The organism is Actinomadura sp. NPDC000929 (assembly GCF_040492065.1).
Classification (GTDB): Bacteria; Actinomycetota; Actinomycetes; order Streptosporangiales; family Streptosporangiaceae; genus Spirillospora; species Spirillospora verrucosospora.
Genome location: NZ_JBEUPA010000215.1, coordinates 1 through 10,824 on the forward strand (window position 1 = coordinate 1; position 10,824 = coordinate 10,824).

At 73.9% G+C, this 10,824-nt stretch carries 11 protein-coding genes and 1 pseudogene; 6 read left to right on the forward strand and 6 right to left on the reverse strand.

Annotated features, from left to right (window positions below; translation table 11 throughout):
• Both ABWI04_RS39500 and ABWI04_RS39505 read left to right on the forward strand, forming a co-directional pair.
• Nucleotides 1-810 (forward strand): SDR family NAD(P)-dependent oxidoreductase (locus ABWI04_RS39500; RefSeq protein ID WP_353835596.1); only part of this gene is annotated, 810 nt, incomplete at its 5' end.
• A 128-nt stretch (nt 811-938) separates the two neighbouring features.
• Complete coding sequence (locus ABWI04_RS39505) at nt 939-1,928, forward strand: S1C family serine protease (protein WP_353835597.1); 990 nt, start codon at nt 939-941, stop codon at nt 1,926-1,928.
• 262 nt (nt 1,929-2,190) lie between these two features.
• On the opposite strand, the gene ABWI04_RS39510 is transcribed toward ABWI04_RS39505, so the two are convergent.
• Both ABWI04_RS39510 and ABWI04_RS39515 read right to left on the reverse strand, forming a co-directional pair.
• Nucleotides 2,191-4,107, reverse strand: a complete 1,917-nt coding sequence (locus ABWI04_RS39510) for a hypothetical protein (protein ID WP_353835598.1) — start codon at nt 4,105-4,107, stop codon at nt 2,191-2,193.
• 37 nt (nt 4,108-4,144) lie between these two features.
• On the reverse strand, nt 4,145-4,960 hold the full coding sequence (locus tag ABWI04_RS39515; RefSeq protein WP_353835599.1) for a helix-turn-helix transcriptional regulator: 816 nt from the start codon (nt 4,958-4,960) through the stop codon (nt 4,145-4,147).
• A 71-nt stretch (nt 4,961-5,031) separates the two neighbouring features.
• On the opposite strand from ABWI04_RS39515, the gene ABWI04_RS39520 reads away from it, so the two are divergent.
• Nucleotides 5,032-5,748 (forward strand): SDR family oxidoreductase, encoded by a 717-nt coding sequence (locus ABWI04_RS39520; protein ID WP_353835600.1) that lies wholly within the window; start codon nt 5,032-5,034, stop codon nt 5,746-5,748.
• 40 nt (nt 5,749-5,788) lie between these two features.
• On the opposite strand, the pseudogene ABWI04_RS39525 reads toward ABWI04_RS39520, so the two are convergent.
• Nucleotides 5,789-5,926: pseudogene (locus tag ABWI04_RS39525) on the reverse strand (IS5/IS1182 family transposase); the annotation flags it as partial.
• A 198-nt stretch (nt 5,927-6,124) separates the two neighbouring features.
• On the opposite strand from ABWI04_RS39525, the gene ABWI04_RS39530 reads away from it, so the two are divergent.
• On the forward strand, nt 6,125-6,337 hold the full coding sequence (locus ABWI04_RS39530; RefSeq protein WP_353835601.1) for a hypothetical protein: 213 nt from the start codon (nt 6,125-6,127) through the stop codon (nt 6,335-6,337).
• Nucleotides 6,338-6,355: 18 nt separating this feature from the next.
• On the opposite strand, the gene ABWI04_RS39535 is transcribed toward ABWI04_RS39530, so the two are convergent.
• Nucleotides 6,356-7,381 carry an Rv2578c family radical SAM protein gene (locus tag ABWI04_RS39535; protein WP_345183841.1) on the reverse strand — a complete coding sequence of 342 codons (1,026 nt, stop codon included), beginning with the start codon at nt 7,379-7,381 and terminating at the stop codon, nt 6,356-6,358.
• 190 nt (nt 7,382-7,571) lie between these two features.
• On the opposite strand from ABWI04_RS39535, the gene ABWI04_RS39540 reads away from it, so the two are divergent.
• Together ABWI04_RS39540 and ABWI04_RS39545 are read left to right on the forward strand one after the other, a co-directional pair.
• Nucleotides 7,572-9,158, forward strand: a complete 1,587-nt coding sequence (locus ABWI04_RS39540) for a glycoside hydrolase family 10-like protein (protein ID WP_345183839.1) — start codon at nt 7,572-7,574, stop codon at nt 9,156-9,158.
• Nucleotides 9,159-9,215: 57 nt separating this feature from the next.
• Nucleotides 9,216-9,416: a DUF3040 domain-containing protein gene (locus ABWI04_RS39545; protein WP_345183837.1), complete on the forward strand. Its 201-nt coding sequence runs from the start codon at nt 9,216-9,218 to the stop codon at nt 9,414-9,416.
• A 123-nt stretch (nt 9,417-9,539) separates the two neighbouring features.
• On the opposite strand, the gene ABWI04_RS39550 is transcribed toward ABWI04_RS39545, so the two are convergent.
• Nucleotides 9,540-10,139: a dihydrofolate reductase family protein gene (locus tag ABWI04_RS39550; RefSeq protein WP_353835602.1), complete on the reverse strand. Its 600-nt coding sequence runs from the start codon at nt 10,137-10,139 to the stop codon at nt 9,540-9,542.
• Nucleotides 10,136-10,824 (reverse strand): SRPBCC family protein (locus tag ABWI04_RS39555; protein WP_353835603.1); only part of this gene is annotated, 689 nt, incomplete at its 5' end. The genes ABWI04_RS39550 and ABWI04_RS39555, both read right to left, overlap by 4 nt.

Sequence of the window (10,824 nt, forward strand, 5' to 3'; positions counted from 1 at the left end):
GCGGCGTACCCAGACGAAACCGATGGTGCCACCTGGCCAACGATTCGGGTACCCCTCCCCATTCCAGAATTTTCTCCGCCGGGCCGGGAACATCCCGCCGCGCCGGTCGGCAACGGCCGCGCGATCGCGGTCACCGCCGCGCGGGAGGGCGCGGCGGTCGCGTGCGCCGACGTCGACGGGCACGCCGCCGGGCAGACCGCCGCGATGATCGAGGCCGAGGGGGGCCGGGCCCGCGTGGTGACGGCGGACGTGACCGACCCGGCGGCCTGCGACCGCGTGGTGTTCCAGGCCGCGGAGGCCCTCGGCGGCCTGGACGGGGTGGTGTTCAACGCGGGGATCGGCATCGGGTACGGGCTGGCGGGCACGGCGCTGGCCGACTGGGACCGCGTCCTGCACGTCAACCTGCGGGCGCCGTTCCTGGTCGGCAAGGCCGCGATGCCGGCGCTGGACGCGGGCGGGGCGATGGTGTTCATCGGGTCGCTGGCCGGGACCAAGCCGGGCTCGCGGTCGCCGTCCTACGACGCCTCCAAGGCGGGTCTGACCGGGCTGGTGCGCCACATCGCCGCCGAGGGCGCGCCCCGCGGCGTGCGCGCCAACGTGGTGGCGCCGGGCCTGATCGACACCGTGATGGGCCGCGACGCCTCCGCCGGGAACGCCGGCCGCGACCGGGTCGCGGAGCTGATCCCGATGCGGCGGCAGGGCACCGCGTGGGAGGTCGCCGACGCCGCGGTGTTCCTGCTGTCGGACCGCGCGTCCTACGTCACCGGGCAGGTCCTGCACGTCGACGGCGGCCTGTCCACCCTGCGCTGACCCCCGGGCCCGGAAGGGACGCCACCGGCAACCCCCCGGGGGAAGCAGAGGACCCCGGCGGACGGGGCCGGGAACACACCTCCCCCTCACACCGTTACCGTGTAACGATGTAATCATCGGGAGGTGCGATGATCCCCCATGACAGCGACCCCCGCGCGGACCGGCCCGCCGGGGACGAGCCGCCCCTGGACGCCTACTCGCGCGTCGTGACCGCCGTCGCCCGCGACCTGACCCCGCGCGTGGCGGCCCTGCGCGTCCGGCACCGCCGCGGCGAGGGCGCCGGGTCGGCCGTGGTGTTCACCGGCGACGGGTTCCTGCTCACCAACGCCCACGTCGTCGGCGCCGCGACCGGCGGGCACGCCGCGTTCTCCGGCGGGGCCGAAGGCCCGTTCACCGTCGTCGGCACCGACCCCCTGTCGGACCTGGCCGTGGTCCGCGCCGAGGGGCCCGTCCCCGACCCGGTCACCCTCGGCGACGCCGACGCCCTGGCCGTCGGGCAGCTCGTCGTCGCCGTCGGCAACCCCCTCGGCCTGGCCGGATCCGTCACCGCCGGCGTCGTGTCCGCCCTCGGCCGGTCCCTGCCGGCCTCCCAGCGCACCCGCACCGGCACCGCCGTCCGCGTCATCGAGGACGTCATCCAGACCGACGCCGCCCTCAACCCCGGCAACTCCGGCGGCGCGCTCGCCGACGCCCACGGCCGCGTCGTCGGCGTCAACACCGCCGTCGCCGGGATCGGCCTCGGCCTGGCCGTCCCCGTCAACGCCACCACCCGCCGCATCATCGACGCCCTCATCCGCGACGGCCGCGTGCGCCGCGCGTTCCTCGGCCTGGCCGCCGCGCCCGTCCCCGTGCCCGCCGACCTGCGCGAGCGCACCGGCCGCAGCGAGGCGCTGCGCGTCGCCGAGGTCGTGCCCGCCGGGCCCGCCGACCGGGCCGGGCTGCGCAGCGGCGACCTGGTCCTGACCGCCGGCGGCGCGCCGGTCACCGACGCCCAGTCCCTGCAGCGGCTCATGTTCGCCGAGGCGATCGGCCGGCCCCTGCCGATCACCGTGCTGCGCAACGGCGCCATGGTCGACGTCATCGCCGAACCCGTCGAGCTCGACGCCGAGCACGCCTGACCCCTCAGCCGCCGCCCGGGCCGCGGAACGTCGCGCCGTGATCACGGCGGATCATGACGGGCACAGGTCGATGCCCGCCGCCTCGCCCGCCGAGGCCAGCACCGCGCCCTCGTCGACGAACAGCCGTTCCCACCGACGTCGACCGGCGCGGGCCCACCCCGCTGTTCGACACCGGCATGACCCCGTACGGCGAGAACCAACCGCGCACCAGCCGACGCTTGGAACTTCCGGCCTTCCGGCGACATGACTCGCCGTAGGCGGCTCAGGCGCGCGATAGCCGCTCGGTGAGCAGGGCACGCAGCTCCAGGTCCTCGCTGATGGCGGTGACGCCACCCCAGTAACTATGGCGGCGGTCGTCGGCCAGGACGTCCCTCATGATGGCGAGATGGCCGCCTGGCAGACGGTCGACGCCTGCGAGGGCCCGGGCGGCGGCCGACGCGACGGGGAGCGGGCGGCCTTCGAGGAGTTCGGCGATGGGCCGGATCAGGATGTGGGCGCCCTCGCCCGGATCGCCGGTGATCTTGACGAGGGCGTAGGCGGCCTCGTGGGCCGTCCAGCGGTCGAGGGCCTTGGCCAGCAGCCGCAGCGTCGGAACGTGGGCGGTGGCGTGCGGGCCGAGGTCGCCGAGGCGGCGGGAGACGTGGTGGTCCTCGCCGAGGCGGGGGCCGAGGATCCGCAGGGCCGGCTCGGGATCGCCGGTCACCCGGAAGTACGCCCAAGCGATCTCGATGCACATCCGCCGTTCACCCGTGCCGAGTAGCCGTTCCAGTTCGGGGGCGGCTTGAGCGGCTTGGGGGCCGATCGCGCCGAGCACTCCAGCGGCCCGGCCCCACTCGTCGCGCTCGAGGAGCGCGGTCAGCTCCGGGACGACCCGTACGACCTCGAAGGCTCGCGTGGCGGCCCACTCCGCGAGGATCTCCAGCAGTGACCGCCGGAGGTCGCCGGCGCAGTCCGGGCGCAGGTTCGGGGCGATCGCGGGGATCAGGGAGCCGGCCCAGGGTGCGCACGGCGTCAGCAGCTCCGCGAGCGAGGGCGCGCTCGGCCAGAAGCCGAGCTTCCCGGCGCGCTGTCCGTGCAGCGTGAAGCCGGTCTCCCGCCGGGCGAGCAGACCAAGGAGGCCGGGGACGGCGCGGTCGTCACCGGACCAGGCCAGGCCCCAGAGCGCGACGTCCGCCGACGGCCCGTCCAGATGGGCGGCCATGAGGTCGGTGTCGTGGGCGTCCTGGCGACGGGCGTGCGCGGCGAGGATCGCCAGGACAGGAGCCGGATCGTCCAAGGTGTCCACGCAACCGCGCAGAGCAGAGAGCAGGCCGGGGGCGCGCGTCCGGACGAGGGCTCCGCTCGCCGCGCTGACGGCCGCGATGCGCAGGCGCTGTTCGGAGTGAGCGAGCAGGGCGGCACAGATCGCTTCGGTGCTCCGCCGGTCGAGGTTGCGCAGCACGTTCGCGGTCGCATGGGCGGGGTCGCTTGAGGCGAGGTTGCTGTGAGGGAGCGGGACGGGCTCGGCGGTGACCCCAGCGATGATCGGGGCGGTGAGAACCGGGCGGCCGGGGAGCGCCTCGGCCAGCGCGAGGGTCGCGTAGAGCGCGTGGTGGGCGTCTGCGCCGTCCGCCTGCTCACGCAGAAAGACGAGGATCTCAGGCAAGACGGACACCGAAAGGCGCTCCGCGAGGCCGCCGAGGGCGAGAAGCGTATCGGTCCGGACGGAGACGTCGGGGTCGGGCCACCCCGCGACGAGCGCCCGGGCGACCTCGTCGGGGTCCACAGTGTCTTCGCAGAGCGCCCAGATCGCACCCGTCCGGACCGCCGGGTCCTGATCGCCGAGCAGGGCGAGAAGGGCGGGGCGCGCACGCACCCACATCCGAGGCCAGTCGGCGGCCACGCGGCGGGCCAGCACCGCCGCGGCCGTCCCTGCAAGGCGCGCGACGATCTCCAGCACCTCTGGACGGCAGAGTACACGCGGCGACTCGGCGGCCTCCATGAGGAACGGCAGGATCGCCGGGGCGGCCGTGCAGACGAAGCCACCCTGGTGGTACAGCTCGTCGAGGAGCTCGTCGGCTGCCTCGAAGGCCTCGCCGTCGACCAAGAGAGAGCGCAGGAGTGCGGGCACGTCGCAGCGGCCCGAGTAACCGTAGGTGAGTTCCCCCCACGGGATGTCGTCAACGCCCTCAAAAATCACGTAATGACGATATTGGGCGCAGGTCCAGTGTTTCGTTTCAGATCGCCTGCGCGGCCAGCCTGCGCAGGGCCCGCCCGGCAGGTGATCCGGGGTCGGCCGTCATCAGGACAACCTCCTGGTCATCCTCGGGCACGAGCAGGACGTCGCAGTTCAACCGCAGCGCACCGGCCTCTGGATGGTCCAGGGTCTTGGCGCGATGCCCGGGGGCGTGAACCGGACGCGCCTCCCAGATCTGCCGGAACTCCTCACTGCCGGCGTGCAGCTCGGCCAGCAGCGCGGCCAGCTGCGGGTCATGCGGGTAGCGGTCCGCGGCCCGGCGCAACCGCGCCACCACGATGTGCCCGAATTCCTCGGCGCTGGAGCTCTCGTACGTCCGCCCCTGGCCCAGGAAGCGGCGACGGGCCAGGTTCGTCGTCCCGCCTCCAAGGTCGGCGCCGAGCAGTGCCCGGGCCAGGGGGTTCCAGGCGACAACGTCGTACGCCGCGTCAGTGACGATGGCACCGGTCTCCGGCAGCCGCTCCAGCATCCGTGCCATGTGCGGGCGCACCCGCCGCACGGCGCTGATGCCGGGCGGCGCGCTCGAACCCGCCAGGCGGAACAGATGGCTGCGCTCGGCCGGCGTGAGCCGCAGCGCGCGGGCCAACGCGTCCAGGATCCGGGCCGATGGCCGCGGCCCCCGGGCCTGCTCCAGCCGCGTGTAGTAGTCGACCGACATGTGGGCGAGCTCCGCCACCTCTTCGCGGCGCAGACCCGGTGTGCGGCGGTCGGTGCCCGTCGCCGCCAGGCCGATCTCGTGCGGACGCAGGGCCGCCCGGCGGTCCCGCAGGTAGTGGGCCAGCTCCTGCCGCGCCATGTCGCCTCCTCCCACTGCCTGGTACAGGCTGTCCCTGGCAGGGCACCCACGACCAGGGAAGTGTGGTCGCCATGAATGAACGCACAGCTCTGGTCACCGGTGCCAACAAGGGCATCGGCAAGCATATCGCCCGGCTGCTCGCTGCCGAGGGCCTCACCGTGTACGTGGGCTCCCGTGACCCCGGGCGCGGGCAACGGGCCGTCGAGGAGATCGGAGCCGGGGCCCGTCTGCTGGTCCTCGACGTGACAGACCCCGACGGCGTCGCACAGGCCGCGGCTCGGATGGACCGCTTGGACGTGCTGGTCAACAACGTCGGCATCTCGCCGTCACTCGCCCCGCCGACCGAGACCGGCGTTGAGGAGTACCGGCGCACATACGAGACCAATGTGTTCGGGGTAGTGGCGGTGACCAATGCCTTCCTGCCCGCCCTGCGCCGGTCCCCGAGCCCGCGCATAGTCAACATCTCCAGTGGCACTGCGTCGCTGACCTGGAGCACCACCCCCAACCCCCAGTTCACCCCGGGAAGCGGCGGCGGCGGCGCCTACCGGTCGTCCAAGGCCGCCCTCAATGCCCTCACCGTCCTCTACGCCCAGACGCTGGCTGAGGACGGCTTCAAGGTCAACGCGCTCGCCCCCGGCCTGCGGACCACTGATCTCAACCCCCGGGCCGCCGCTGCCGGCGGCGACCCGGCCGAGGCCGCGCAGGGTGCCCTCCGCCTGGCCCTGCTGCCGGACGACGGCCCCACCGGTGGCTTCTTCTCCTGGGACGGAACGCCCGTGCCCTGGTGATCAGTCATGGGCGGCGTCGCCGCGGTCGACCGGTGAGCGAGTCGAAGATGATCCGGTCACTGATGCGCCGGCGGTGGCAGCCGAGTGGATGGTCCGGATGGAACTGCGGCCGCTTGGGCGGCAGAGCCACGAATTGGTCCCAGAGCGGTTCGGTGAGCCATGACGGCAACGCGGGCACAGGTCTCCTCAGTGGTCACAGAGCGTCGCAACTCCGTGATCACCGGGACCTGCGCCCGTTCTGTTGTCGGGGTTCCCAAGCGCGCCTATCCGCGCGACCTCTAAGCTCCCCCCGAGCCCCGCCCCGCGGCCGCCGCCACCGGCCCTGCCCGGACGGCTCTCGTCCAGCAGGTACGACGCCGGCACCACCACCGTGTCCGTGACCTCCAGCGCCTCCAGCCCGTGCCGCACCGCCACCGCGAAATCGGCGTCCGCCGCGCTGGGCGCCCGCCTGCACGCCCTGCCCACCGCCGAACCCACCGCCTACCGCAGCGAGCGCGGCGGCGACTACACCGACGACCTCACCCTGCGCCCGCACCTGGCCCCCGGCCGCACCGACCTCGCCGTCCACCGCCGCCCGTCCCCGGCGTAGGCGGTGGCGTAGTCGGCGTCACAGGAGAGTCAGCTGCTCCGGGCGGGATCGCGCGGCAGGAGGAGGCGGAGGAGCGGGGGAGCGGCGGTGCGCCGCGCGGCCGCCGACGCCGTACTCGGCGGCCAGGTCGCGGACCCGCCGCGCGATCCGCTCCTGGTACTCGCGCGGCGCGTAGGCGCCGCCGCGGTACAGGCGCGCGTACGGCACGACGAGCCCGGGATGGTGCTCGCGCAGCCAGGACAGGAACCACTCGCGGGCCCCGGGGCGCAGGTGCAGCGTGATCGCCGACACCGACGTGGCGCCCGCGTCGGCGATCTGCCGGACCGCCGCCTCCAGCTGGGCGGGGGAGTCCGACAGGTAGGGCAGGACCGGGCCCATCAGCACCCCGCAGCCGATGCCCGCCTCGTTCAGCGCCGCGCACACCTCCAGCCGCCGGCGCGGCGGCGGCGCGCCCGGCTCCACCGCCCGCCCCAGGTCACGGTCGAGCGACCCGACCGACACCGCCGCGCCGACCCGCGTGCGGGCCGCCGCCTCCACCAGCAGCGGCAGGTCGCGCAGGATCAACGAGCCCTTGGTCAGGATCGAGAACGGGTTGGCCGCCTCCGCCAGCGCCGTGATGATCCCCGGCATCAGCCGGTAGCGGCCCTCGGCCCGCTGGTAGCAGTCGACGTTGGTGCCCATCGCGATGTGCTCGCCCCGCCACCGCGGCGCCGCCAGCTCCGCCCGGACCCGCTCGGCGGCGTTCACCTTCACCACGATCCGCGAGTCGAAGTCCGCACCCGCATCAAAATCCAGATACTCGTGACTTTTCCGGGCGAAACAGTAAGAACACGCGTGGGTGCAGCCCCGGTAGGGGTTGACCGTCCAGCGGAACGGGACGCGGGACGCCTCGGGGACCTTGTTGACGACCGTCCGGGCGCGCACCTCGTAGAAGGTCATGCCGCGGAACTCCGGGGTGTCGAACGTGCGCGCCACCGCGCCGCGCTCGATCAGCGGCGGCGCCGGCCCGTCGTCCCCGTCCAGCCGGAGGTGATCCCAGCGCACCCCCCACCTCCTCGAACACTTGAGCGAAGCCACGTCCCGCCAGTATGGAACGCGTGTTCGAAGATCGCAACGCGAGGATCAGGCGAAACGGGACGGTGAGGGATCACACGGGCGGCCGCGTTTCGTGCATGGCATCCCGGCTCGTGCGTAACAATGGGCCGCTATGGCATGGCGATCGAGGACCCGGCAAGTGGCGGCGGCGTTGGCGGCGGGCGCGTCGGCGAGCGCGCTCACCGCCTGCGGCATCACCGCCTTCGGCGGCGCGACCGGACGCGAGGACGGGGCCGTCCCCCCGGGAGCCAAGGCCGAGTGCCCGGCCGTCCCCGCCCCCGACGGCGCCGCCGGACGCCAGCTGCGCGGCATGTGGATCGCCAGCGTCGGCAACATCGACTGGCCCCGGGACCCCCGCGCCTCCGCCGCCGACCAGCGCGGGCAGTTCACGCGCCTCCTCGACACCGCCGCCGCGATGAACATGAACGCGGTGTTCGTCCAGATCCGCCCCAACTCCGACGCGTTCTACGACTCCCCCTACGAGCCGTGGTCGCAGTGGCTCACCGGCACCCAGGGCAAGGACCCCGGCTACGACGTCCTGGCCTTCATGATCAAGGAGGCCCACGCCCGCGACCTGGAGTTCCACGCCTGGTTCAACCCCTACCGCGTCTCCCGCCACGACGACCTGAAGAAGCTGTCGCCCAAGAGCCCCGCCCGCAAGCACCCCGACTGGGTCCGCAAGTACGGCAAGGGCCTGTGGTACGACCCCGGCCTGCCCCAGGTCCGCGAACTGGCCACCAACGCCGTCATGGACGTCGTCACCAAGTACGACATCGACGCCGTCCACTTCGACGACTACTTCTACCCCTATCCCGAGGACGGCGACTTCCCCGACGACGCCGCCTTCAAGGCCTACGGCGCCGGCATGAAGCGCGCCGACTGGCGCCGCCGCAACGTCGACACCCTCGTGGAGTCGCTGTCGGGCCGCATCCACGCCGCCAAACCCTGGGTCCGCTTCGGCATCAGCCCGTTCGGCGTGTGGCGCAACAAGAGCAGCGACCCCGACGGGTCGCCGACCGCCGCGCTGCAGAGCTACGACGACATCTACGCCGACACCCGCAAATGGATCAAACGCGGCTGGCTCGACTACGTCACCCCCCAGCTGTACTGGCCCATCGGCGACGCCCGCGCCGACTACGCCGAGCTCGCCCCCTGGTGGGCCCGCCAGGTCAAGGGCACCGGCGTCCAGCTGACCATCGGGCAGGCCGCCTACCGCGTCGGCGAGGACGCCGCCTGGCGCAAGCCCGACGAACTGTCGCGCCACCTCACCCTGAACGCCAAGTACCCGCAGATCAACGGCGACGTGTTCTTCAGCGCCTCCGACATCGCCGCCAACCGGCGCGGATCCGCCGCCCGCGTCCGCGCCGACCACTACACCCGCCCCGCCGTCCCGCCCGTCCCCGCCCGGCGCGGCGGGCAGGCGCCCCCGCCCGTCCAGGGCACCGCCGCCGCCCCCGCCACCGGCAAGGACGGCAAGGGCGTGAAGGTCACCTGGCGCGCCTCGCAGGGCGCCACCTCCTACGCCGTCTACCGCGTCGAGGGCGCCAAGCCCGGCTGCGCGCCCGTCGACCCCCGCCGGCTCATCGCCGCCGTCCGCGGCGGCGGCATCATCGACCCCACCGCCAAGCCCGGACGCTCCTACACCTACTCCGTCACCGCCCTGGACCGCCTCCACCACGAGAGCCGCCCCGGACGCGGCGCAACGGCCACCGCCCCCGAGGGATAATGATCATGCTCCGTGGGGAGGAATCTCACACCTGACCACCCCCCGGAGGTATGAAGCATGGCGCTGTCGATGGAGGAGCAGCGGATCCTCAGCCAGATCGAGGTCCGCCTGAAGGAGGACGACCCGCGGCTGGCCCAGCGCCTCGCCCGCCTCGGCACCCCCCGCGCCCGCCGCGCACGCACGATCGTCCTCGCCGCGGCCGCCGTCATCATCGTCCTGGCCGCGGTCGCCGCCGGAATCGCCGCGGCGATCCTCTAGAGGCAGCCCGCCCGCCCCGGGCCCCGGCTCCCCGGCGGCCCCGCGGGAAAGGCCCTTCGCGCCCGCGCGGTGGCCGCGGAGGCGGCACGAGCGTGCCTCCGCGGCCACCGCGGCACGGCCGCGTCAGCGGACGCGGTCGTAGATCACGGCCATCTCGCCCAGCTCACCGGTCTCCTGGCGGCTCAGCGCCCACCCGGTCGACGGCAGGCCGTCCTCGAACAGACGCCCCCCGCCCCCGGCGATCTCGGGCAGGACCAGCAGGTACAGCCGGTCGACGAGGTCGGCGGCCAGCAGCGGCTTGATGACGCTGGCGCTGCTGTTGACCAGGATGTCGCCCCCGCCCTCGGCTCGCAGCCCCGCGACGACGTCCGCGGCGGGCGCGTTCACCACGCGGGTCCGTTCCCACGGCGCCTCGGTCAAGGTGGTGGACAGCACCACCTTCTCGGTGTCGACCAGCCACTTGGCGTATCCGCGGTCACGCGGATCGGCGCCCGCGTCCCCGGCGACCGCCGGCCAGAAACCCATGAAGCCCTCGGCGTTGACCCTGCCCAGCAGCGCCGTCGTGGCGCCCTCGTGGATCCGGGTGAGGTGGTCCCGGGCCACCTCGCTGGTCACATACGGGACGAACAAGCCGAAGTCGCTGGGGCCGCCGGGGCCGTGGTAGCGCCCGTCGAGGGTCAGGGCCAGATTCGCTGTCACCCTGCGGTCGGTGGTGCCGGTCATCTCATGCTCCTTGAGTCATCGTCATGGTCGGTGTCGTACTCGGTGTCGTGCCCTGTGCCCTGCGAAGATTCCGCGGCGAGGACCGCCGCGAGCTTGTCCAGGCTCTGCCCGAAGCCGATCTCGATGCCCGCGACGAAGTCCGCGGACTCGACCGTGCTGCCGGTGATTCGCACCCGGGCGTCCAGGCCGGTGCCGGCGCCCTCGGGGCGCAGGTCGAGATCGACGTGGGCGGTGAAGGCCGGCTCCCCGTCCGGCAGCACCGGGGAGGACCGGTAGGACAGGCGCTCGCCCGGCCGCACCTCGTCGACCACGCCCTCGGCGCGCCCGGCGACCGCGTCCGACCCGCCGGCGTCCTCGGCGTCGCGGTATTCCAGGACGACCCTGCCGCCCGGCCGCGCCTCGAACACGAGCGCGGACACCCGCAGGTCCTGCGGCGCCCACCACCTCGCCAGCAGCGACGGCTCGGTGAGGTGCCGCCAGACCGCCTCGGGACCCCGCGGCAGCGACCGGGCGAAGGCGAACGTGCGGCCGTCGGCCCACCCCGCCTCCCGCGCGGCGAGCCGCTCCGCCACCAGGCCGGCCCCGTAGCGGTCGAAGGTCTCGTGCGCGCCGCCGAGCCGGTCGGCGTCGTCGGCGAGGCGGCCGAGCGCCGCCGCCAGGACCCGCAGGGGACCGGGCCGCAGCG

Excerpts from the sequence above, each read along its gene's own strand:
- ABWI04_RS39505 (WP_353835597.1), top strand. The coding sequence starts at position 939 with ATGATCCCCCATGACAGCGACCCCCGCGCGGACCGGCCCGCCGGGGAC.
- ABWI04_RS39515 (WP_353835599.1), bottom strand. The coding sequence starts at position 4,960 with ATGGCGCGGCAGGAGCTGGCCCACTACCTGCGGGACCGCCGGGCGGCC.
- ABWI04_RS39520 (WP_353835600.1), top strand. The coding sequence starts at position 5,032 with ATGAATGAACGCACAGCTCTGGTCACCGGTGCCAACAAGGGCATCGGC.
- ABWI04_RS39545 (WP_345183837.1), top strand. The coding sequence starts at position 9,216 with ATGGCGCTGTCGATGGAGGAGCAGCGGATCCTCAGCCAGATCGAGGTC.
- ABWI04_RS39550 (WP_353835602.1), bottom strand. The coding sequence starts at position 10,139 with ATGACCGGCACCACCGACCGCAGGGTGACAGCGAATCTGGCCCTGACC.